The sequence below is a fragment of the Bradyrhizobium tropiciagri genome, from assembly GCF_001189845.1.
Classification (GTDB): domain Bacteria; phylum Pseudomonadota; class Alphaproteobacteria; order Rhizobiales; family Xanthobacteraceae; genus Bradyrhizobium; species Bradyrhizobium tropiciagri.
The window spans coordinates 110,421-134,333 of the sequence record NZ_LFLZ01000019.1 but is presented as its reverse complement, the minus strand read 5'-3'; the positions used below and the strand labels follow the sequence as shown (position 1 = coordinate 134,333).

Annotated in this window: 11 protein-coding genes and 1 pseudogene; all 12 read right to left on the bottom strand. The window is 64.9% G+C overall.

Annotated elements, in window-relative coordinates:
- Window positions 1–45 precede the first annotated feature (45 nt).
- Complete coding sequence (locus tag AKN84_RS17515) at window positions 46–12,012, bottom strand: filamentous hemagglutinin family protein (RefSeq protein WP_162240886.1); 11,967 nt, start codon at window positions 12,010–12,012, stop codon at window positions 46–48.
- A gap of 133 nt (window positions 12,013–12,145) precedes the next feature.
- Window positions 12,146–13,141, bottom strand: coding sequence for a FecR family protein (locus AKN84_RS17510; RefSeq protein ID WP_128970932.1), 996 nt, complete (start codon window positions 13,139–13,141; stop codon window positions 12,146–12,148).
- Between the two features lie 87 nt (window positions 13,142–13,228).
- Window positions 13,229–13,732, bottom strand: coding sequence for an RNA polymerase sigma factor (locus AKN84_RS17505; protein WP_050421912.1), 504 nt, complete (start codon window positions 13,730–13,732; stop codon window positions 13,229–13,231).
- Between the two features lie 10 nt (window positions 13,733–13,742).
- Window positions 13,743–14,417 carry a secretin and TonB N-terminal domain-containing protein gene (locus tag AKN84_RS17500; RefSeq protein ID WP_050421911.1) on the bottom strand — a complete coding sequence of 225 codons (675 nt, stop codon included), beginning with the start codon at window positions 14,415–14,417 and terminating at the stop codon, window positions 13,743–13,745.
- A 207-nt stretch (window positions 14,418–14,624) separates the two neighbouring features.
- Window positions 14,625–16,913: a nitric oxide reductase activation protein NorD gene (locus tag AKN84_RS17495; RefSeq protein ID WP_157863314.1), complete on the bottom strand. Its 2,289-nt coding sequence runs from the start codon at window positions 16,911–16,913 to the stop codon at window positions 14,625–14,627.
- A gap of 14 nt (window positions 16,914–16,927) precedes the next feature.
- Complete coding sequence (locus AKN84_RS17490) at window positions 16,928–17,740, bottom strand: CbbQ/NirQ/NorQ/GpvN family protein (protein ID WP_275945287.1); 813 nt, start codon at window positions 17,738–17,740, stop codon at window positions 16,928–16,930.
- A gap of 49 nt (window positions 17,741–17,789) precedes the next feature.
- A complete protein-coding gene (locus AKN84_RS17485) occupies window positions 17,790–18,809 on the bottom strand; it encodes an alpha/beta fold hydrolase (protein WP_050421908.1) in 1,020 nt (339 codons plus the stop codon).
- Window positions 18,810–18,843: 34 nt separating this feature from the next.
- Window positions 18,844–20,178: a purine-cytosine permease family protein gene (locus AKN84_RS17480; protein ID WP_050421929.1), complete on the bottom strand. Its 1,335-nt coding sequence runs from the start codon at window positions 20,176–20,178 to the stop codon at window positions 18,844–18,846.
- Window positions 20,179–20,259: 81 nt separating this feature from the next.
- Window positions 20,260–21,297, bottom strand: coding sequence for an aliphatic amidase (locus AKN84_RS17475; RefSeq protein ID WP_016845713.1), 1,038 nt, complete (start codon window positions 21,295–21,297; stop codon window positions 20,260–20,262).
- A 33-nt stretch (window positions 21,298–21,330) separates the two neighbouring features.
- Window positions 21,331–22,023 (bottom strand): urea ABC transporter ATP-binding subunit UrtE, encoded by a 693-nt coding sequence (urtE, locus tag AKN84_RS17470; protein WP_050421907.1) that lies wholly within the window; start codon window positions 22,021–22,023, stop codon window positions 21,331–21,333.
- Window positions 22,016–22,767: pseudogene (gene urtD, locus AKN84_RS17465) on the bottom strand (urea ABC transporter ATP-binding protein UrtD). The gene urtE and the pseudogene urtD overlap by 8 nt, the downstream one beginning before the upstream one ends.
- Window positions 22,764–23,903: an urea ABC transporter permease subunit UrtC gene (gene urtC / locus AKN84_RS17460; RefSeq protein WP_050421906.1), complete on the bottom strand. Its 1,140-nt coding sequence runs from the start codon at window positions 23,901–23,903 to the stop codon at window positions 22,764–22,766. Before urtC ends, urtD begins: the two are co-directional and overlap by 4 nt.
- Window positions 23,904–23,913: the final 10 nt, after the last annotated feature.

Genomic DNA, 23,913 nt, shown 5'->3' with positions numbered 1-23,913 from the left:
AAACCGAGACCGCGCCAAACCGATTCAACCAAAACTCATCCCGCTTCAGTTCACCACCTGCCGCCGCTCGTCCGGCGTCAGCTTCTTCAACTGCTCCGCGTTCAACTGGCCATCGCCGATCAACTGAAAGGCGCTGTTCGGATCGTATTGGCTTTGCTTGTCGTTGCCGCGCCGCTTCGGCTCATCGCCGCCGTCGCCCCCGCCGTAGCCGAGCACTTCGACGATGATGACGGAGGGCTGATCGTTGGCGCGTTGCGGTGGCACTTCGGCTTGCTTGGCAGCGGCCCCCGCCGTGTTCGAGGCTTCGCTCAAGGCGCCCATGTTAGGGGCCTGTACCACCGGCACGCCGATCACGCCACCCTGCGCCTGGATATTAGCGGCGTTGACGATATGTAGCGCAGCGATGTTGACGAAGCTCGAGGCGCGGATGCCGGCCTCGCCCGCATCGACGGTGCCGAGCGGTGCGATCAGATCGACCGTGCCGCGCGGTACCTCCGGGATCGGTTGCAGCGTTGCGATGCCGGCGCCGCTCGACGGCACCACCGGCGATATCGTGATGTTGCCGTAGCTGTCGTAGGCCCGCTTGGGCGGCGTATAGAGCACCGTGGTCTTGGCGCCGCGGCCGGCGTTGATGTCGCCCTCCGCCGACCAGATCACGATGTTGCCGCCGAACGTCGTCATGATGCGCGACAGGCCCATCAGCACGCTGTTCTGCGAATAGATCTGGATGTTGCCCGCGCCTTGCGTGATCAGGCCCGCATCGGCGCCCGGCAGCAGCCCCTCGGTCCCGATCGTGACACCGCCGCCCGGCGTCAAGAACTGGATGTCGCCGCCGAAATCGGTGTGAACGAAGCCGCTTCGAATGGCGTAGTTCACACCCGCACCAGACGCCGCCGTGAACATCGTGATGTCGCCACGATAGGCCCCACCATGCGGGAACAGCGCCGCGATCGCCTCGCGTCCGCGCAGATAGGAACCGGTGCGCGGGCCATTCGTATCGGTGTATTCGCGCCCGCCCGCAGTCAGCTCGGCATAATAGACCTGCCGCAGGAAGACACGCTGCTGTGCATCCGGCAGCGTGAAGAAGTAGCCGAGCGCATCGGCCTTGGCCCCGCTATAGCCGAAGCGCTCCGTCAGCCAGTCGTAAAGCTCTTCACTGTAGGTCTTCGCCACCTTGCCATGCTGGTCGGCGAGCGGCCCGGCGCCTGCGAGATTGCTCGGATCGAGATAGAGCCTGGCAAAGCCGGCCCAGTCGACCTGCCCGACGCCGATCTCGCCCGCGCCGACGCCGGCCTGCATGACCACGTTGGCGCCCGGCCGCTTGTCGCCGGCGGCCAGCGCCCCGATGCTTTCGACCGTCGCGATCGACCCCTGATAGATGTTCTTCGCCGCCGTGATCTCGAGCGTGCCGGGACCGGCAATCGCCCAGCCTCCGCTGACGCCAGTGTTGACTCCGGGCCAGCCTGCAAAAATGACACTGCCACCGGCCGCGATGATGGACACATCATTGGGATCGTTGTGGAGGATCAGGCCCTTTGTATCGACGATGTCACCGCCAGCAAGCATCCGCAGCGGTCCTGCCGCCTGATAATAAACATCGCTGGAGGCAACGCCGTCAGTGGTCTTCCGCACCGTAATGATCTGCCCATAGGTGATCCCGGTGATATCGCCGTTGACCGCATAGATGCGTGCCGGGTCGCCCTGGATTGGCGCGGGGTTATCCTTCACCGTGTTCGCGCCAAAGGCAAAGGGGTACCCACCCGTTGCATAGGAGTAGACAGGGAGTCCTGCAAGCAGGTCGTTCACCAGAGCATAATTGCCCCAATAATTGAAGGCCGTGATGAGCTGTCCCCCCGGTTGGTCGATCGAGATCGCCCAAGCAGGGTGGAATGGTGTTGCGAGAGCCGATGTCGGCGCCATCGACGCTCCGATGGCGTTCGTGGTGCTGAAGATCGATCCTTCCGCCAGCATCTCGAACGCGCCGTTCTCCGACGGCAGCAGCATTCCACCCAACGAGTTGTAGATGTTGCCGTTCGCGGCGATCGCCCGCACGGTCGAAGGCAGGAACGGGAAGCCTAATGACGCACTGCCCGGCGCGAGCGAACCGCCCGCGGCGAACATGTTGACGGCGGTTTCCCCCGTCCACAGCGTGAACCAGCTGGCGCCCTGGCCGCTCGTGCTGCCGTTGGCGGCGGCCGTCACGCCAGTGACGCCGATCCGGCCCGGATCGAGAATGTTTCCGACAGCCAGATCGCCGCGTGCGCGGATGTTGATCACACTGTCGCCTGGCGCGAAGTCCCCGCCGCCGACCGTGGTCATCGAATAGGACGTCAGCGGATTGATCGGCCGCGGGTCTGTGCCAAAATCATTGCGGACGTTGCTCGCGACCATGCTGCCGAAATCGCCCGTCGCGACATCCATCGCACCGCGCAGGTTGACGAATTGATTGCCGCCGGTGCCGATATCGCCCGCTTTCACCGACAGCGTGCCCCCGCCGGTCTGCACCAGGCTGCCATCCGCCATCACGCGGCCGCTGCCGCCGACAGAGACGATCACACCACGGCCCGCGTCACCAATCGTGCCGCCGGCCTGCAACGTGACATTGCCGCCGCCGAGCGTACCGAGGCCGGAGAAGGCGGAGAGGTCGAAGGACATTCCACCACCGTTGAGAGTGGGACTGTACGTATAGCTGCCGAAGTTGATGCCCCAGGCGGTCCGCTGACCGATCTCCGAACCGCCCTGGCGCCACAGCCAACTTCCGATTTCGGTCCCTCGATTCGCCAGCGTGCCTTTGACATCGGCTTGCGCGACAAGCAAGAAATCGCCGCCATGCTCGGGGTAGTACATGCGCTCCGCGCCGAGCGTCGGTTCGTAGTTCATGTTCGCCGATCCCAGCACCGTGCCGTCGGCCAATTTACCTCGGTCGAGGTTGTAAGGATCATTCGCTGCCGTCCCGGTCTCTCTGATCGCGGTGCCGGCCGTGTAGACGCCGAACGGCGTCATCTGATCGTAGTTGCCGCCGGCGAGAATCTCGAGATCACCCGTGCCGGTGCGCACGACGCTGACGCCTGGTGTCGTCGGCTTGTTGATGGTGACGGTGAACGGATCGTTCAGCACCACGTTGCCTGAACCGGCAAGCGCGTCGGCCGTTCGCAGCATCCGGCTGTCGGCGCTCGCAAGATCCGCGCCGCCCACCAGCCGCATCGACCAGGATTGCGTACCCGCCGCGAGCATGGGGGCGGTCGGCCAGACCTGGCGATCGCCCGGTCCGATCAGATTGATGTTCGTCATGCCGGCCGGCAGCACCGTACCCTTGGGCAGCAGCGTATCGGCGCTAAACGTGTATCCCCCAAACAGGACAAGACTGATCCCCGCCGGCAGATTCACAGGCTGAAGCGCCAGACTGTTGAAGCTATTGATGAAGATCGGCCCTGTAAAATAGACGCCCTTCTCGAACACGGTGCCGGCCGGAAATACCGTGTTGCGCAGAATCGTATCACCCGGATTGTAGGTCATGTCCGGTGTTATGATGTGTCCGCCATTCAGCTTCCTGGTTTGAACAGGTGGTCCTCTCACCGTGAAGTCCTCCGCCAACGTGATTGCGACGGGAAGTGGATTTGCGGCGCTCGGGCTCTCCGTGATGCTTCCGTTGTCGAGTTGCAGCGCCATATTGATTGTGCCGTCGCTCGAAATGGTCGAACCATTGCCGAGGACCACTCCACCCGTCTTGACCGTGTAGTCGGCCGACAGGGTGCCGGAGGCAAGCACGGTCACCGCATCTGGTGACGCCGGTGGCGGTGCGAAGCCGTCGTTGATGCTGCCATTGATCTTGAGATCGCCGGCGGCACGCACCACGAGCACCCCAGGCTCGCCGGAGCCAAGCACGGCCGGGTTGGCATTTGGCCCGTAGCGATAACCGGAAAAGTCGAGATCGCCCTTGGTCGAGAGATCGCCATCCGAGGTGATGGCAACGCCCGGCCGCAGATGGAAAGCCGAGCCATAGGCCGCGAGCCCGGCCACGCGGTTCCGCAAGTCGCCATTCTGAAGCGCGGCATTGATGAATGCCGCACTGTCGGCATTGAGGCCATCAAGGTAGGCTTGGTCGATGACGCTGCCGCCCGGAAGGTCATAGCTGCGGAAGCCGTTCACCGCGATGCTGCCGGCGCCGCGAATATCGAGCGGGCCGCGCGCATCGACCGCGATATCATTGGCGCCCGCACCGTCGCCACCAGTTCCGCCCCGGCGCGGCGCGTTGAGTTCGAGCTTCCCCCGCGAGACGCCGTCCGGCGAGCTCGTGTCGATGGTCGCGCCCGCGGCCAGCACCATGGTGCCGCGCGTGGTGGTGAGCTCGACGTGCGCGGTGTTGTTGGATTCGATCGGCGCGCCGTAGCTGTCGGTCTGCAGCACGTTGCCGTGGACATCGAGCACTGCATTCGCGGCAAGCCTGAGATCGCCGAGCGCGGACAGGCGGATGGTGCCGGGCTTCGCCCCGCTGGCGTTGATCTTGCCGGCCACCGTGAGGCTGCCTTGATCGACCGAGACCGTCACATACCGCGCCTTGACGCCATCACCGATGACGAGGCTCCCTTGGCGGAGATCAAAGCTGCGGGCGCTGAAGAAACCGCCATCGTTGAGCTTGGCGTTCAGCGCGGCGAAATCGCCGAAATTCTGTGCCGCAACGGTGAACTGGCCGCTATCGAAAGCGCCCGTCGACGATCCCCTGAGCGTGCCACCGAACGAAACCTGGCCATGCGCAACGTCGATGGCCTTGGCCGAGATCGAGCCCGCCGCATTGTTCACGGCCGAGACGTCGATCACCGAACCCGCGTTCTGGACGATATCGCCGCTACTGGAACTCAGGATGAGGTCGCCGCCCCAGCTGAACTTGGTGACGTCGAAGAAGGCGATACCGCGACCCGACAGGTCGATCATCGCGTTTCCGCCGAGCACGACGTCGTGCGTCGCATTCAGCGTCAGCTTGCCGGAGGGCAAGGCGAAGGCGGTGTCGACAAACACGCTGTCGCCGGTGAAAGAGAGCGTGCCGCCGAGATCCGTCACGCCACGCGTGTCGGCGGGAGCGGCCCCTCCCGGCGCGACCAGACGCAACGCTGCGCCTGCGCTCACATCGAGCTTGGACCCATTGCTCGCCGTGATCATCGGGGTCGCAATCGTGAGCGCGCCGCCCTGCAAGGCGCCGTTGCTGTCCTGGCTGAGACCGACCTTCAAGGCGCCGTTACTATTCGCCGTGACGCGCTTGGTCGCCGTCAGAGCGACATCGGAGAAACCAAGCACGAAACGGTTCAGCGTTGCGCCATCGGTCGGCTTGCTGTGCGCAGCGTCGTAGCCGAACAATATCTCATTAGCCGTGATGGCGAGATGCCCGGATCCCGTGCCGGGCCCGCCGGGCAGGACACTGGCCGGCGGCTGGCTGCCATAGGGGCTTGAGGTGGAGCCGTTTCCACTGCGGATGCCGTTCCAGATCAGAGTATCCGCGGTGATGCTCGCTGTGTCGCTTGCCGAGCCGAGACCATAGATGGCCGGCGTATTGAGAACGAATTTGAGCGCATCGGAGGAGGACGCACCTTGGCGCGTGGTGTCCAGACTGGCACTGCCGATCAGATTGAAGGAGCCGCTCGCCGTGATGATAAGCTGTTCGAGCGCGGGGCTGCCCGCGCTCGTCGACGGCCGCAACAGCTTGTCGAGCACGCTCTGAGACAGATTCCATCCCGATGGAAGCTGGCCGGCAGCCTGCGCCGCCGCTAGAGCGGCCTCGGTGCCGACGTTGACGCGCTCCTGCGTCACGTTCAGATAGCGCGCGCCGAAATTGACGTCACCCATCGTAAGCCCGCCCGGCGCGGCCAGCACAACACTGCCGTCGGTGAGCAGCGAAGCACCACTGGCGACGCTGATGCTTCCGGTTCCAACGGCGTCCAGAAATTGGAACCAGCCATTCGCGACCGCGAGCACGGCCGGCCTGTCACCAGTTGCACCGGGCGACGTGGGGTTCACGTTGCTATAGGTGTAGCCGAGCGTGGAATCGACCGCATTGCTGCTCAATCCGCGCGTATCGATGGTTGCGCCGCCAGCCATGTTGACCGACTTGCCGATCAGGAAGACCTGTCCAGCGCGGATGCTGGCGCCATCGAGGAGATTGACGGTCGCTTGTCCGTCAAAAGAGATTTGCGCGCCTGCGCCGGGAACGCCGTCCTGTGCGTAAGATATGCTGATGCCACCCAGCAGCAGCGTGGATGCCCTGAAGGCATTGATGTCGTCGCTGGAGATGGACGTATGACCGGCTATCGGCGTTGCGCCCGGCGCCGTGATGTCGAGTGCGGCAGTACCCGCCGTGAGAGCCGACGGTCTGACGGCCAAGGTACCGTCGACACCGCCTTTGGCGCCGTCGAACAAGGCCGTCCCGGCGAACGACAATGATTTCGTATTGTCCTGCTGAGGTAACAGACCTATTTCAAGGACCTTGCCGTCCTCCGGCAGACGAGGCCGGAACCAGCCGAACGTGGCCGCTTGCGCGCGTTCGAAATCAGCGTAGCCGGTTTCGTTGTATTGCGAGTAGAGCCGCGTGGTCTGGCCGGACGTGAGGATCACCCGCGTCGGCAGCGTGTCCTGAATTGCGGTGTTGGCAACTCCGAGATAGCCCGACGTGACGACGGAGCCATTGCCCGCGCGCCCAGGCGCCATCACAGCCGTTCCGGTCGCACCGAGTTCGACACGATAACCGCCCGGCAACAGCGCGTAGCTCGAGGGCAGCAGCGTGTAGGTGCCCGCCGGCAGTCCCGGCGCACCGGACGGAAGCGTGATCTGCTGCCCGATCGCCGGGTCGCCCGCGCCATTGGTGGCGATCGCCGGCGCGTAGTCGGCTGCATAACCAGGCAGGATGGCATAGACCTTGTTGCCGGCAGCGCTGTAGCTGTTGACCGGATTGGCATTGACGAGCGCCGTCTTCAGCGCATCGACCGAGCCGCCACGGCCGGAGATGAAGCCGGCACCGGTGAGCGTGCCGCCGCCAGACAGGTCGAGCACGGACCCAGGCTCACCCACCACTGAGGCGGCATTGATCGAAATGCCGCTTGCAATCAGGTACCTGCCCTGATGATCGTCGTAAGTCGCGCTCGCCAGGTTACGCAGCGTGCCGTCCGCGCCTTGATAGGCGATGCCATCCGAGGTGCCGCCAAACGGCATGGTCAGGCCGGCCGCACTCGCGGAAGTGATGCTGCCGCTGCGGAATGTGATGTGCGCGCCGGCTACGGGGGAAACGAGCGGACCGCTGACGCGCCGGGTGTCATTGAACGAGATGCGACCGAGCGGCGCGCGAACAACGCCGCCCTGGTCAATGTCGGCGGCAATCAGGACCAGTTCACCGAAGGCCGAGGCGGGAACCGGCGGCGTCTCGTCGTCATTGCGGCGAATGACGAGATGTGCATCGGGGTCATAGATGGAATATGTCCCGCTTGGACGGAGCCCAACCTTGATGAGCGCAAGGGCGCCGCTCAACGGATAGATCTGGTCCGCGGTCAGTGCGAGATTCTCGACATCGAGACCGCCGCTGCCGAACCTGATATCGCCACTGCTCTGCAGCGCGACCTGACGAAAGCCGCGGGCATCGAATGGAATGCTGACGGGAGGTCCAATGTCCACGGCCCCGCTGCCCTGTTGGCCAGTGGCTCCGAACTGGACTGGCCCATACACATCGATCAGGTCGCCTGCGACGGTGAAGCTTCCGCCCGCCGCCGGATTCCGAACACCGACATTGTTGATCCCGGGGGAATAGCCCACCGCCGACTGCGAGTCCTCCGCGTTGTAAACGCCGTCAAGACGGACATAGGGCGCAGACAGATGAATTGTGCTGTTTGGCGTGTCGGGCGCCGACGCGATGACGCCGCTCGACAGCCGAAGACTGCGCGACAGGCTGAGGTCCACATTGCCGTCGAAGACGAGAAGATCGCGCGTATAGAGCGAGAGAGAGCCGAAGCCCCCCTTCGCGACCTGATTGACGCCGATCGCTGTCCGCCCGAATTGCAGCGCTGCATCGGCCTGACCGGGCGACAGATTGGCGCCGAGCCCGCTGCCCGTAGCGTTTTGCACGAGCGTGATATCGCGCGACCTCTGGAACTCCGGCGGCAGTTCGTTGCTAGCATAGGGCGAACTCGTGTTCGGCTGCCCCACGACATAGCCGCGCCAGGACATGGTCAGGTTCAGCGAACCGCCGGACGCGCCGCTGCCGCCGGCCGCAGCCCGCAAGGTGCCGTCGAGCGCCATGCCGAAGCTGGAATAGAGCGAGATCGTCCCGCCGTCGCTTGCGGCGAGCGTCGGCACATAGGTCTTGCCGTTCTGGACATCGACCACCGCCGAGGTGCCTGACGCGTCGATCAGCGCCCCCGGACGAACGATCACGAAGGCGTCGCTGACGACGGGATATTTTGGATCGAGCGCGCCGGTGCCGCCGATGCGGATCGTTCCGCCGTCCGGCGCGGCAGCATAGGAAATCCCGTTGTCGTCGCGCCCCACCGCGTCACGCGCGGAGACGTCCAGCACGGCGTCATCGCCGATCCAGAATGAACGCGTCAATCCGAACTCGCCGTAACCGGAATTGTACCTGTTGTCGCCAGGTGCGTCCTGTACGCTCGTGATCAGGATGTTGCCCGCCGGCGCCGTGATCGCGCCGTCGATCACCGTCTGGCGATTGGCGTAGATCGAAACCGAACGCCCCGGATCTACGTTGATGGATGCGCCCTTCGCCAGCGTGAAATCATGCAGGCTCCAGAACGTCACATCGGCGCCGACGCGCTGCGTGGCGCCGTGCGTGAAGGAGTTGACCGCGAAGCGCGGCGGCGTCCAGAGCGTCGCGGCGTCCGCAACGAGGCTGCCGCTCGGCGCGCCGAAGCTGCCCTGGGTGAAGCGATAGACCGGCACCTCGGCGCCCACGCGCGTGCCTTCACCGATCTGGATGCCGGTGTTGCTGTTGATGTTGTAGGCCGTGAAGCCGGACTGGAAGATCGCGGGATCGAGCACCAGCGCGCCGGCCACCGCCTCGCCGATCGCGATCTCCTGGCCGGCGTTCAGCGTCAGCGTGCCGCCGCCGCTGAAGCCATACGCACGGATCGTGCCGTCGAGGATGAGCGGATTGGTGAAGAACTGGGTCCAGACCAGATGCGAATAGTCATTGGCCACCAGGCTGACATTGCCGCCCTTGCCGCCTTTGGTCTTGCCGGTCGCCAGGATGGCACCACCCGAGGACACATCGATCAGCGATCCATTTGCAAGCGTGATGCCGCCGGTCGTCGAAACGGTGAGATTGCCGCCATCGACATGCGCCTGACCGGACACATCGGTTCCGGTCAGTCCATTGCTCCACAACCCGGTGAGATCGACGACAACGTTCTGGCCGATCGTGACCTGCGCCTTGCCGTCCGCGTCGCGAAGCGCCCACCATTGCTCGTTCTGGTTCTGGCCGAGCACCGCATGCATGAGATTGGTCAGCGTCACGCTGCCGCCATGCGCCGTGACGTTTGCGCCGATATCGACATGCGGCGCCGCGAAGATCACCTGCGCGCCGGGCGCGAGCTCGAGCGGCGCCTCGACCAGGATCTCCTTGCTGCTCGCAACATTGAGCCCGCCCAGTTTGGCGGCGTTGAGCGCGTCCGAGTTGAAGAACGCGGTCCCGATGCGATCGTCGGGCAAGACCGACGTGACGTTCAGCGCGCCCGATGTCTCGGGGGTCCGGCCGAAGGCGACCCGCGCCGCCGATGCGTCGGTGAGGCCCAGTCCCGAATAGCCGCCGAGCGCGAGCTTGCCTTGGAGCGGGGCGACATTCTGCGACAGCTTGTAGCCATCGCTCGTGCCATCCGGCCGAGCCGTCGTCTGGCGTGAGCTGGTGACGACATCGGCGACGATATCAGCTTCGAAGACCGCCGTCGGCGTCGACAGGATGAGAGAGCCGGCGTCGCGGCCGATGGTGTAGCCGTCCTCCCAGCGAGTCGTCACGCGCCCCTTGCCGAACGGGCTGGTCCAGATTTCAGTCAGATTCGGTGCGACCTTGCCGCCGAGCTTGTGCTCGCGAATGAAGCCCGCGCCGACGCCGTAGAACTGCATGTCGGCGCGCGCCCGGTTGGCGCTGTAGAGGCGGCCGTCCGCGCCCAGGAAGTTGGTGGTCCGGATGTAACCGCCCTGGTAGCTGACCGAACCGCCGGAGACATCGAACACGGCTCCCTTCTGCGCCACGACTTCCGGCGCCGACAGCGTGACGCTGCCGCCAACCGCGGCCCATTCGCCGATCCGGTGCACGGAATTGGCGAGATAGCCGGAAACCTCGAGCAGGCCGCCCGGCGTATAGTAGCGGTCGGTCGCATAGCCGCCGGTGCCCGCCGGCACCAGCACCAGGTCGCGGGCATCGATCCAGACATCCGCGTTCTTCAGATTGTCCTGATCGCGGTTGACGGGCGAGTCGCGCAGCTCGTTGCCCTGCACGTTGATCAGGAGGTTGTTGGTCGACATCGGCAGCAGCACGCCGCGCACGCCCGAGACGTCGATAACCGATCCGCTCTCGGCGAAGACGCGGTGACCGGCGTTGACTGCCACCTGGCCGCCTTGCGCCTGCGTGGTCGAGCCGGCCTTGAAGTTGACGGTGCCGCCGCTGACGATCTCGATGCGCCCCTGATCGAGCCGGTCGGAGAGCTGCGAAAGATTGTCGAACTGGGCGTTGGCGACCGGGGCGTGGGTGAAGGCCTTGGAATCGGCGACCAGTTGGTTGCGTTGACTGTCGAGCGCAGTATCACTGCTGTCGAGCTCGGGCAGGATCGCGGTCAGGCTGCCGCTGGCGAGCGTGATGCTGCCGGCGGCATCGGAGGCCGCGTTCAGCAAATGGATCGAGCCACGGGTGTTGACCGAGGTGGTGGCGACAAGCGCCCCGTTCTGGTTGACGCTGCGGCCCGCGAGCGTGATGTCGCCTTGCTGGGCGAAGATCAGGCCGGAGTTGCCGACGGCCGCGATCGCGTCGCGCACGATCGGCGAGATCTCGTTGCCGCGCGTGGTCGAGCCCTGGTTGGCATCCGTGCTGTAACCCGGCCGCAGCAGAAAGTCGTTGCCGGCCGCGAGCTGCACCTGGCCTCGCGGCGCACTGATCGAGCCGGCATTGCTGACCTCGGTTCCCATCAGCAGGACGAAACCGCCGCCTTGTGTCACCGAGGACGGCGCGTTGGTCGAGATCAGCGCACCGGGCTCGACTCTCACCGCACCACGGGCATCCGTGAAGCTCGGCACATATCGGCCGCCGGCCTGCTGCGCGTAGATGCCGCTGGTGAGGAACTGGGTATCGGTGATGTTGGCGGTCGAGGCGATCAGCGAGCCGACATTCACCTGGCTCGCGCCGCCGAAGATGATGCCGTTCTGATTGATCACATAGACCGAGCCATCGGCCTTGATATTGCCGAGGATCTGGCTCGGCGCGGTGCTGCCGACCACGCGATTGAGCGCCACCCAGTTCGCATTGCCCTGCTGGTCGAAGGTCAGCGTGGTGCGGGCGCCGACGTTGAAGGAATTCCAGTTGAGGATCGCCTGCGCCCTGGTCTGCGCGATGCCGACCTGGGTCTGGCCGGCGGCATCGACCGCCTGCGTCGGAGCGTTCGCACCCTGCCATCCCGGCGCCACCTGCAGGCCGCCGGGGGCAAGGCCGTTGGGTACGGCAACCTGCGGCAGCGTCACCGAACGCTGCGAGGTCTGCGCCGCGCTGCGCGCCGCGTTCTGTAAGCCCTGGATCGCCTGGATGGCGCGCGTGGCCCGCGCCATCGCATCCTGGCCCTGCTTGGCGGCCGCCGCAGCGTCCTGCGCTGCCGACTGCGACGCAGCCATCGCTGCGGCCGACGGCGACACTGTCCAGCTCGACCCAAACGGGCGCGCGACCACCGGCGTACTGGCCAGCAGCGCCACGACGCTGACGCTGCCAAACAATGCGGTGCGAACCGTCGCGCGGGATAGGGATCTGGAGAGGCGGGGAACCATGGGATCGCTTTCTTGCGCCGGGCGACAACAGCCGAACATTTCGCGTCTCAGCGCCAGCACCGAGACCCTCGCGGCTGAGACGATCCCGAACGGGGCGACCCGCACGCCGGATCGGATTTTTTTTGCCGCCTCCTCAGCTCAGCAGCACGATGCCGCCGGGAAGCGTTTTCGCCTTGACGCCAAAGGCTTGCTCGAGCTGCACGAGAACCTCGTCGATGCGGTCGATATGGAAGCGGCCGTTGATCAAATGGGCGTTCAGCCCGGCATTGACGATGAAGATCCGGCCCGATCGGTACCTGTTCACCTCTTCCACCACCTTGGGCAGCGGCGTGTAGCGGAAGACGAGCAAACCCTCTTGCCAGGCCGATTCGACGGCCGGATTGATCGCAACGATATCGCTGATGCGCCGCTCGTCGTAGGCGATCTGCTGCCGCTCACGAACGGTGCGGGCATTGCCCTGATGCTCGACGCGAACCTCGCCTCCGAGACAGGTGACGCGCACCTCGGCTCCAAGATAGCGCACGTCGAACGAGGCTTGCGTTGCAACCGTTTGACCACGCGACGCAATCACGGTCACCGGTCGCGACTGTTGCGGGGTCGTTGCGATCGACGCCTGCCCCGTGATCAACTCGATCCGGCTGCTGTCGCCATGGTCAGGGCGCAGCGCGATGCTGGTCCTTGTGTCCAGGTTGATCGACACGCTGTCGTTCAGCGCAAGCTTGCGCTGCTCTCCCGTTCCCGTCCGGTAGTCCGCAGCAAGCTCGGACCATGACGGCCAGAGCTCGAGCGGGGGACGCAGCGTCACCGCTCCCACGGCCGCGGCAGCGGTCGCAAGTCCGCCGCCGAGCACCAGCCTGCGGGTCATCACGTGCCTGGCTTCGCCATCGAGCAGGGCGCCAACCGATGCAGGGTCATAGCGGAGGTTATGGCCGGCGCTGCCGACCGTCTCCCAAAGCTTGCTGGCGTTCGCAAAGGCGATCGCATGGGCGGCGCTCTGCTCGCGCCACACCTGGAATGCATCGGCGTCCTCGACCGTCGCGTCGCCGGACGTCAAGCGCCTGACCCAGGCATGTGCCTCCCGCTCCGTTGCGCCGAGCCCCATCGTCGATTTATCGCCTTTGCTCATCATGCAGGCTTGCCTCGCAGCGCCCCTCGTCTCCGCAGCCGGGTCGTCCGCTTGTTCATTTGACGTTCGCCCTGGCCATCAACCGCACAATTATTTTCCGAGCTTCAGCGCGCAATGTTCCTGGGCGAGGCGGAGTTCCTTCTCGACCAAGCGCAGCGAGACCCCGAGCCGGCGGGCAATTTCCCGCTGCGGCATGCCCTGGAGCCGTGCGGCCAGCAAGATGACCCGGCGGCGCGGCGTCAGCTCCGCGATCGCCTTCTCCAGGGCCTCGATCTCGAAGCGAGCCTCCGCAATCTGACCCGGCCCCGGCGCATCGTCGACAATATGGAGCAGATCCTGAACCTCGTTGTGCGCCAGGCGCCGCTTCTCGGCCCGCTGCCGGTCCATTGCGACGTTGAAGGCCATCCGGAACAGATACGCGGCCGGGCTTTGCACCGCCCCCACCACTTCGGCCCGGTCGAGACGCACATAGGTGTCCTGCAACGCATCGCTGGCAAGCTCCGCCGAGCCCAGACGACGGCTCAGCCGCAGCTTGAGGTCATCGTAGCGGGCAGCAAGGAAGCTGCGGAGCATGGTCCGGTTTGCGTCACTCATCCCGGCACGCTCAGTTCGCCTCGCCGCGGTAGCGGATTGCGTCAATCCCGGCGCAGTCCTGCGTCTGTTCCGGCGGACGCGGCGCAACGACCATCGTGAGGGGTTGCGAGATGCCCTGCGGCGGCGCCTCCCTGATTCTCAATCCACGGAGCGTCGTCTCGATCGAGCGATCGATGCGCTCATCGCCTGTCTTGCTCAAAAGCCTGGTCTGTTGCACGGATCCCGTTGAAGCGATCCAGAACTGCACGGCGATCCGATACCGCCCCGGCCGCAACAAGCTGTCCCTGCAGAAGGCGTCCCGGATGCGTTCCTGCACCTGCGCATAGTAGCGGGCCCGAATAACCGGGTCGCCCTTCTTCGCATCGACATCAGACGTCGTCGGCTGGCCGGCTGCCGGAGACGAGGGCACCACCACCAGCGCATTCTCCGACGTCAGCCGGCCGACCAGGCCGGTGCCTTCGAGCAGGATCTGCAAGGCTTCGGACGGCGCGAACACGCCCCTCACCTCGCTCGAGCGCCGGCCGGTCGCAAGCCGCGCGTCATAAAGCACCTCACGCCGCGCCGCGGCGCCGTAGCTTTCCAGCGCGGACGTCAGAGCTTGGGACGGAATATCGAAGGTGACGCGCGTCGCCGAAGCGTGCGGGCTCTCCTGTCCCATGGCGAGGTCGGCGCCGGCGCCCAGCATGCAGAGGCAGATCAAAACGCACAATCGACAAGCGTCTGAGGGGCGCCCTGCCCGGCCCCTCGAAAGATATCCAATGCTCATCGTGTCCGCGTCGATTGTTCCCAGGCGGGCCGCTGTGTCCAATCTGCAACGTTAGCGTCGAAGTGTGACAGCGGTGCGTAGGTGTGTGGACGACGGTCTGGGCCGGCTCCGTGACGGCAGGACCCTTTATTTCTTCAGTTCCGCGTAGAGCTGCATCACCCGGTGTGGCAACACCTCGATGCGCGGCACGCGGAGCGCGTAGCGCTCGCCGAAAATGCGATCGAGCTGGGGAAACCTGTGTTCTCCGACACCGAAGGCAAAAATATCGGCGCCTCGGCGCCGCAATTGCTGCGCGGCCCGGCGCGCGTCCTCCACCAGGTATTGCGGATCGGGCACATCGACGTCGGACGGCTCGCCGTCGGTGAGCACCAGCAGCACCTTGCGGAACGCACGTCGTCCCGCGAGGCAGTCCCCGGCATGACGCAAGGCCGCGCCAAGCCGGGTGGAATGGCTGCTGCCAAGCCCCGCGAGGCGCGAACGCACGACGGCGTCCATCGGCTCCTCAAAATCCTTGATGCGCAGATAACGCACGCGCTCGCGGCCGTCGGAGCTGAAACCATGCACCGCGATCGCGTCATTGGCGGCCTCGACCGCCGCCGCCATGATCGCGGCCGCCTTGCGCTCGACGTCGAGAACCGTCCGGCCGCGACGATCACGATCTGCGGTCGATTGCGACAGGTCCAGCAGCAGCAGAATGGCAAGATCGCGCGGTCCCGGCGCATCGCGCTGATAGACCCTGGGCTCGCTGACGCTGCCGGCGCGCCGCCCGATCGTCAGCGCGATCGCCGCGTCGATATCGAGCGCGTCGCCGTCGCGCTGGCCCTTGTGCCTGACACGGCGGCCGATCGACGCGTCGCGAGTTAACCGCGTGATCCAGCGGGTCGCCTCGGTGTCCGTCGGCAGATCGAACGGTTGCGCGGAGACGGCGGCATCGGCCTCCAGGATCGTCGTCCAGTCCGCTCGCTCGGTCCGCGCGGCGTAGTCCCATTCCGGATAGGTCGCGACCGGAAATCCGTCCAGCAGCGTGACCGCGCTGACCTTCGCGCGCAGCGTCTCGTCGGGCTTTGCGTTGTCGTCGGTGGACTGTCCATCGGCGTCCTCGCGACGCTCCACACGTACGGAATCGACCGCAAGTTCGATCGTCTCGGTCGGACTGTCCGGCTGATCGCCAAAATCCCACAGCGCCAGATTATCGTCGCGGTATGCGGGCTCGACGACGTAGCTCTTGGCGTTGAACTGCAGCCGCATCTGGCCGATGTCGTTGCCGAGCAACCCGCCGATCTCGCGGCTGATCGCGGGATCCGTGCAGCGGCCGGCGGCATCGGCAAACAGCTGTCGTCCCTTGGTCACCCACGCATCCGGATCCCGATAGTTGGGATCGATCAGCGCCCGCGCCAATCGCATCATCAGTCCGGCCGCGGTTGCCTGGCCGGATGGCGTCGCGCTGTGAAACGGCAGCCACAGCCGGCGCAGCCCGGGCATCTCGCGAAGCGCCAGCGTTTCGACCCTGGCATCCTCGATCAGCGAGACCAGCGCGATCTGCAATGCCTTCAGTCGCCCCACGGGAAAACGGACGGCGGAATGCACGAGGTGGGCTCCGGCATGCGCGACCGCCGCGAGATAGATGGTGTCCGCCGCCTCGCCCGCAAAGCCGGGAAAGGTCTCGGGCAGACCGATGAAGCCGGCAGCGAGCGAGGTGCGCCGCGGCACCGGCGTCGGCGCGACGGCAAGCTTGCGGAAGCGAGGCTTCCTATTCCAAAGGGCGATCGTTGTTGCAGCGAGGCGTTTCTCCAGCCGTGCAAAGTCATCGCCGGTCCGCCCCACCGCGAACAGCCGCACCGAAAGCGGATCGTCGAGCGCGAAATAGGCGCGCCGGCGCGATGCGCGACCGCCGCTTGCGCGCAAGCCCGCGGAAACCCAGGCGGAGAAGTCATCGCCCCCGGCATGCGCCAGCAGCGGCTCGAGCCGGCCGATCGCAAGGCCGACCGATTCCGGGCCAGCGTCTGCAAGTTGGACAAGCGCGACAAGAACGGCAGTGAGTTCTCCAGCACCGGCAAGCCGCGGCAGCACCTTGGACAATTCGGTCAGCAATCCATGAGCGGCGCGGCTTCCGGCGCTGCGGCCGATATCGCCGGCGGCGCGCCCGATCGCGATCAGATCATCGGTCGATCGCTGCGCCGGCCATTGCTCCGACAGCCTCAGAAAGCCCAACACCACGGCATTGCCAAGATTGGACCCGAACAGGTCGTGGGCCGCCTCATCCCAAGCCGCGAGGTGATCGATCGCCCCTGCGCGCTGCAATGCGGCCCGCGCCGCCTGCACGGCCGAGCCGATCTCATCATGGCCGCGCAGGAGTGCCGCAAGCCGGCGTCCGGATCGGAAGCTATCGAGCGAACTGATTTGCGCGACCGCCACCTGCGAGCGTCCATTCATGCAGAGGCCGAGATCACGTCGCGCAACGTGTTCCTGGTGTCCGCATCGTCCGTCAGCGGGACCACGATCGTGGTCTCGCACGCTTTCTCGAGGCTGATGCCGCAGCCGATCAAGCGGCCGGCATTGACCAGCATCCGGGTCGACGCGCCTTCATCGAGCCCCTGGCCCTTCAAATTGCGGCTGTGCTGGGCGATCTTCACCAGGAGATCGGCAAGGTTCGGTTCGATGCCGGCCTCGCGCGACACCACCTCGGTTTCCGCCGACCGATCGGGGTAGCCGAAATCCAGCGCGGCAAAGCGCTGCTTGGTGGATTCCTTGAGGTCCTTGATCGCGCTCTGGTAGCCCGGATTGTAGGAAATCACGAGCTGGAAGTCGGAATGGGCGTGGATCAGTTCGCCCCGCTTTTCCAGCGGCAGCACACGGCGGTCGTCGGTCAAAGGATGGATCACGACGGTGGTGTCCTGACGCGCCTCGACGATCTCGTCGAGGTAGCAGATCGCGCCAAGACGCACGGCCGTGGTCAGCGGCCCGTCGCTCCACACCGTCCCCTCCGCATCGAGCAGCCAGCGCCCGACCAGATCCGCCGCCGTCATGTCCTCGTGACAGGCGACCGTGATCAGCGGGCGGCCGAGCCGCCAGGCCATGTATTCGATGAAGCGGGTCTTGCCGCAGCCGGTGGGGCCTTTCAGCATCACCGGCATGCGGTTCGCATAGGCCGCGCCGAACAGTTCGACCTCATCCTTGAGCGGCCGGTAATACGGCTCCTGGCGGATGCGGTACTGGTCGAGCAGCAAAGCGGGATTGGACAAGCTCACGCCTCCCATGATCGCGCAGGCAGCCGTTCGCTATCGTTCGAACTCACGATGCGAGCAGTTCCTTGAGCCTGGTATCGATGAAGGCGACATCGACGGGGTTGGTCCCCGGTCCGCCTGCGAAATGGCCCCAGATCGACGGCACCGGCACGAACTTGGCATTCGGCATGTTCGCGACCTCGTTCTCGCTGTCTTCAGGCGGGAAGTAGAGATCGGTCTGCCCCGGCATGACATAGGTCTTGGCCTTGATCGCCCTCAATGCAGCCTTGAAGTCGCCATTGTAGATCTCGTTGGCGCTGATGTCGCCGTTCTGCCACGTCCACAGCATCGTGAGCAGATTGTTGGGATCCTTCGGCAGGAAGAAGCCTTCCCAGAACGCCACCAGGAAATCCTCCAGCGAGGAATAGCCCATCGTCTTGATGTCGAGCTGCTCGCGATAGAACGCCTGCGAAAAGCCCCAGCCAGCATAGACCCGTGCGGCGGCGCGCAGGCCGCGGGCCGGCTTGTCGGTGTACCAGCCCTCCTTCCAGGCGGCGTCCGCTGTCAGCGCAGCCTTGACGCCTTCAAGGAACACATAATTGTGCCGCGAGCATTTTGCCGAGCCGCAGAACGGCGCCAAGAGATCCATCATGTCGGGATAGAGCGCGCCCCAATGGAACGTCTGCAACGCGCCCATCGACCAGCCGACCACCAGGCGGATGTGCTTGATGCCGAATTTCTCGGTCACCAGCCGGTGCTGGGCGCGCACATTGTCATAGGCCGTCACCTGCGGAAACCGCGGCCCGTTATACGGCTCCGGCGTATTGCTTGGCGACGACGACAGGCCGTTACCCAGCATGTTGGGGATGATGATGAAGTATTTCGCGGGATCGAGCGCCATGCCCGGCCCGATCAGCCACTCATTGTCGTAGTGCTGGCCGGAGTACCAGGTCGGATAGACGATCACATTGTCCTTGGCCGCGTTGAGCTGGCCAAACGTCTTGTAGGCGAGCTTGCAGTCGCGGATGGTCGCGCCGCCCTGCAAGGTCAGATTGCCGAGATCATGGATCTGATAGTCGACGCTCATTGATGTACCCTTCTTGCTTGGTTGAGCTGATCGCTTAGGCGGGACGCGCCACCTTTTCGGTCGAAGATTCCACCCGCGCGATCGCCCCGTACACGATGCCGGCGACCAGCGCGGCTGAGATCGCAGTGGACAGCCCCGGCATCAGGTTTTCAACCGCAAAGGCGCACAGCGACCCAATGCCCCAGGCGATGAACGGCTTCGCACGCCAGTCCGTGTCCGCGCGCGCCTCGGTCCGCAGCAGATACTGATCGACCAGGATGATCGCGCCGATCGGCGGCACCAGGATGCCGAGCAGCGACAGCCACTGGATGAAGAACGCCCAGACATTGCCCGCGGCGACAACGATGCCGATGGCGCCGAGGATCACTGCCATCAGCCGCATGTTGGTACCGAGGATCCGCGACCAGCCGGTCGCCGCATTGTACAGGCAGTGCGAGCAGACCGAACCGAGATTGGTGTAGAGGAAGATGAATGCGAGAATGCTGAGCCAGGTGAGCTGCTTGCCGTTCATGTAGCCGAACATGTTGTCGACACCGAACGGATTGGCGTTCGGCACCGCAAGCGCAGCCGTCATCACGCCGCCAACCAGCATCGCCACCAGATTGGCGAACGGGAACGCGCTGAACGTGGCGAACAGCGACGCCCGCGGGCTCGGCGCCCAGCGGTTGAAGTCCGCGGTCACCGTGCCGGCATCGATGAACAGCGCAAGCACCACGGTGAGACCGACGCCCATCGACATGCTGGCGACGCCGTTATTGCCGGCATAGCTGAAAACCGCCGCTGCGGTCGTGGTCGACGCAGCATCGGCGGCGACCCAGAGGCCGAGGACGACGAACAACGGTACCGATGCCAGCCCGATATAGTGCAATCCCTTCACCCCGACGAAGGTGATCCCGATATAGAGCACGCCCGCGACGATGGTCATCGCCACATAGTTGAGGCCGTAGGTCGAAGAGATCAATGCGCCGGTGATGCCGGTCTGCACCGCATACCAGCCGAGCAGCAGGGTCGACAGCAGGCCCGACGCCAGCACATAGCCCTTCTTACCGAATACGATGCTCGCGATCAGTGCGAAGTTCATGCCGCGCCTGGTGCCGATCAGGCCGAGCGCGCCGACATAGGCGAACATGATCAGGTTGCCGATGATCATCGCCACCAGCGCATTCTTGAACCCCATGCCCAGCACCAGCAGCGATCCGGTCATCGCGCCGGTGATGATCATCGGAAAGCCCAGCCACACCATGGTGACCGAGAAGGCGCTGCGCCGGGCAGTCATTGGCACCGGCTCGTGCTCGAATTCATGACCGAGAAGGTCGTCGATCTGTCCCTCGGCCTGATGAACCAGTCCACTGTTTGCTTCGCTGCTCATGGTAACCCCCGTTTCCCCTTGCAACAGTTTCAGAACCGGGCCGGCGCAAATGATCGCGCCGGCACAGCTCGACTTCTCCAATCAACGATGTGCGACTTTCTGGTTCGGAATGCCCTCGATCGGACATTCGTCGGTGCCGACGGTCGGACGGGTCATGGCCTCGACCATCTCCCGCGTGCCTTCGGGATCCGTGATCCAGTTCTTGTAGAAGGTGTACGGGCAGACTGCGTGGCCGCGATCGCCGTCGCCGGAGTTGATCAGGCCGGTATAGCCGCGGTGCATCAGCTTGAAGAGATGGTTCTGCGACTGCATGTTGCGGCGGGCGTCGCGGATCAGCGACACCGAAAGCTGCGCGTACTGGATGCCGTTCTCCTCGGTGCCGCACTCGCCGAGCGTCCTTCCGTCGAAGCCGATCAGCGCCGAATGGCCGAAGTAGGAATAGACGCCGTCGAAGCCGGATGCGTTGGCGACCGCGACATAGCAGTTGTTGGCCCAGGCCATCGATTTCGAGATCTGGATCTGCTGCTCCTTGGCCGGATACATGTAGCCTTGGCAGCGGACGATCAGCTCGGCCCCGCGCATCGCGCAATCGCGCCAGATCTCCGGATAGTTGCCGTCGTCGCAGATGATCAGGCTGATCTTCAGGCCCTTCGGCCCCTCCGAGACGTAAGTGCAGTCGCCCGGATACCAGCCCTCGATCGGCACCCACGGCATGATCTTGCGATACTTCTGGACGATCTCACCCTTGTCGTTCATCAGGATCAGGGTGTTGTACGGCGCCTTGTTGGGATGCTCCTCGTGGCGCTCGCCAGTCAGCGAGAACACGCCCCAGACCTTCGCCTTGCGGCAGGCGTCCGCGAAGATGCGGGTCTCCTCGCCCGGCACCGACGACGCGGTCTCGTACATCTCCTTGGAGTCGTACATGATGCCGTGGGTCGAGTATTCCGGGAAGATCACGAGATCCATGCCCGGCAGGCCGAGCTTCATGCCCTCGACCATCTTGGCGATATTGCGCGCGTTATCCAGCACCTCGGCCTTGGTGTGCAGACGCGGCATCTTGTAATTGACCACGGCAACGCCGACCGTGTCCTTGCTGCTCGATATATCTCCATGCAACATGTCTCGACTCCCTTTCCTGAACGATAATTCCCGCTACACGGCCATGTGCAGCTGGATGAGATCATCGGTGAGTTCACCGATCGCGCCCTTGGCGACGACGCGTCCCTTTTCGAGCAACGCGAAGCGGTGGGACGCGCGCCGCGCGAACGCGACATTCTGTTCGACCAGCACGACCGTGATGCCGCGCTCGCGGTTGAGGCGCGTGATCACGTCCTCGATCTGCTCGACGATGTTCGGCTGGATGCCCTCGGTCGGCTCGTCCAGCAGGATGACCTTGGGCTGGGCCAGCAGCGCACGCGCGATCGCAAGCTGCTGCTGCTGGCCGCCGGAGAGATTGCCGCCGTAGCGGTTGAGGAAATCCTTGAGCACCGGAAACAGCTCGAGCACCCACTCCTCGATGCCGCCAGCCGATTTCGCGGCGAAGGTTCCGAGCGTCAGGTTCTCCCGCACGGTGAACTTCGGCAGGATGCCGCGGCCCTGCGGCACATAGGCGATGCCGGCCCTGGCGCGCTGATAGGTGCGCAGCGGCGAGATGTCGGCGCCGTCGAGCGACAGGCGTCCGGTGACCCGGTCCATCAGGCCGAGAATGCTGCGCATCAGCGTGGTCTTGCCGACCCCGTTGCGGCCGAGCACCGAGAGGAATTCGCCGTTGCCGACCATCAGGTTGACGCCCTGCAGCGCGCGGCTGTTGCCATAAAATGCGTCGACGTCGGTCAGCTCAAGCATGGCTGATGCCTCCCGATCCGAGATAAGCGCGGCGCACCTCGGGATGCGCCTCCACTTCCGCGGCGGTACCCTCGGCCAACATCTGGCCCATATGCATCACCGAGATGATGTCGCCGATCGCTTTCACAAAACCCATGTCGTGCTCGACCACGATCAGCGTGTGCTTGCCCTTCAGCCGTGCAAACAGCTCGGCGGTCTTGCGGGTCTCCTGTGCCGTCATGCCCGCGGTGGGCTCGTCCATCAGGATCAATTCGGCGTCCTGGGCGACCAGCATGCCGATCTCCAGCCACTGGGTCTGGCCGTGCGACAGATAGGCGGCAGGCCGATCGAGCTGCTCGGTGAGCCCGACCAGCTCGGCGAGACGCTCGATATCCTCGCGCCCGGAATTGCCGATGTTCCAGCGCAGATTGCCGAGCACCGAGGTTCGCGAGCCCGCGCCACGTCGAGATTCTCAGAGACCGAGAGCTCGCGAAATACGCTCGGCACCTGGAACTTGCGGCCGACGCCGGCGCGGGCGATCTCGTATTCCTCGAGATCCTGCAGCGCGGTGCCGTCAAAGCTGACGGTGCCGGCACTCGGCTTGACCTTGCCGCAGATGATGTCGAGCGCCGTGGTCTTGCCGGCACCATTCGGCCCGATCAGGCAGCGCAGCTCGCCCTTGCGCACGCTCATGTTGAGCGCGTTGAGCGCCTTGAACCCATTGAAGCTGACCGAGACCTCACGGAGGTCGAGATGCGAGCTCATGCGCTGCCCTCCGTCTGGCCGACGCCTTCCGCAACGCGGCCACTGGCGGCCTGGCGGCGCTGCACGATCCAGCGCCACACGACCTGTGCGAGGCCGGCGAGCCCCTTTGGCAGGAACAGCACCACGAGCACGAACAGCGCGCCCATCACCAGCGTCCAGGTTTCCAGGAACGCCGCGGACTCCGACAGCGCGCCCTGCATGCCCGCGACCAGCACCGCGCCGAGGAACGCGCCGACCAGGCTCTGCCGGCCGCCGACGGCGCACCACACCACGACCGAGAGCGAAAGCTGCACGCCGAGGAAGGTCGGCGAGGCAAACTCCATCACCACCGTGTAGAGCATGCCGGCGAGGCCTGCGATCGCAGCCGACAGCGCAAACACGAAGATCTGGTAGAGCGCGACGTCGTAGCCGAAGTAGCGCACCCGGCTCTCATGGTCGCGGATCGCCTGCACGATCAGGCCGGCCTTGGTCCTCGTGAAGGCAAAGGCCACCAGCAGGCTGAGCAGCACGCAGCTCGCCACAAGATAGTAGGTCGCGCGGCCATAGGCATCGAACGCGACGCCGAAGATCTCGAGCTGAGCGAGATCGGTAATGCCGTTGAAGCCGCCGGTGTAGCTCTGCTGGTCGATGATCACGAGATTGATCACCACCATGGTGGCGAGCGTGATGATCGAGACGTAGACGCCGGTGACGCGTCCGCGGAACATGAACCAGCCGAGCGCCGCGGCAACGAGTGCCGGCACGATCAGGCCCGCGGCGATCGCGAAGGACAGCGAGCGGAACGGCTCCCAGAACCACGGCAGATGCTGGACGTTGTTCCAGACCATGAAGTCCGGCAGGCCACTTGCTCCGGTGTGCACAGGAACGGTCTTGAGCTTCAGCGCCATCGCCATGGCGTAGGAGCCGAGCCCGAAGCTCATCGCCTGGCCGAGATTGAGGATCCCGCCGAAGCCCCAGGACAGCCCCAGCGATATCGTGAGGATGCCGAGCACCAGATAGCGCGCGACCTTGTTGAGCAGGAAGTCGTTGTTGAGCAGCACCGGCAACGCGAACACGATCGCGCAGACGATCAGCAGAGGTGCGAGCTGCGCGATCAGGCGCTGCAATCCGCTGGAGTTAGGAACATGCGACGGCATAGATGAGCGA

Excerpts from the sequence above, each read along its gene's own strand:
- AKN84_RS17480 (WP_050421929.1), bottom strand. The coding sequence starts at position 20,178 with ATGAGCAGCGAAGCAAACAGTGGACTGGTTCATCAGGCCGAGGGACAG.
- AKN84_RS17475 (WP_016845713.1), bottom strand. The coding sequence starts at position 21,297 with ATGTTGCATGGAGATATATCGAGCAGCAAGGACACGGTCGGCGTTGCC.
- AKN84_RS17505 (WP_050421912.1), bottom strand. The coding sequence starts at position 13,732 with ATGAGTGACGCAAACCGGACCATGCTCCGCAGCTTCCTTGCTGCCCGC.
- urtC (WP_050421906.1), bottom strand. The coding sequence starts at position 23,903 with ATGCCGTCGCATGTTCCTAACTCCAGCGGATTGCAGCGCCTGATCGCG.
- AKN84_RS17500 (WP_050421911.1), bottom strand. The coding sequence starts at position 14,417 with ATGCTGGGCGCCGGCGCCGACCTCGCCATGGGACAGGAGAGCCCGCAC.
- urtE (WP_050421907.1), bottom strand. The coding sequence starts at position 22,023 with ATGCTTGAGCTGACCGACGTCGACGCATTTTATGGCAACAGCCGCGCG.
- AKN84_RS17485 (WP_050421908.1), bottom strand. The coding sequence starts at position 18,809 with ATGAGCGTCGACTATCAGATCCATGATCTCGGCAATCTGACCTTGCAG.
- AKN84_RS17510 (WP_128970932.1), bottom strand. The coding sequence starts at position 13,141 with ATGATGAGCAAAGGCGATAAATCGACGATGGGGCTCGGCGCAACGGAG.
- AKN84_RS17515 (WP_162240886.1), bottom strand. The coding sequence starts at position 12,012 with ATGGTTCCCCGCCTCTCCAGATCCCTATCCCGCGCGACGGTTCGCACC.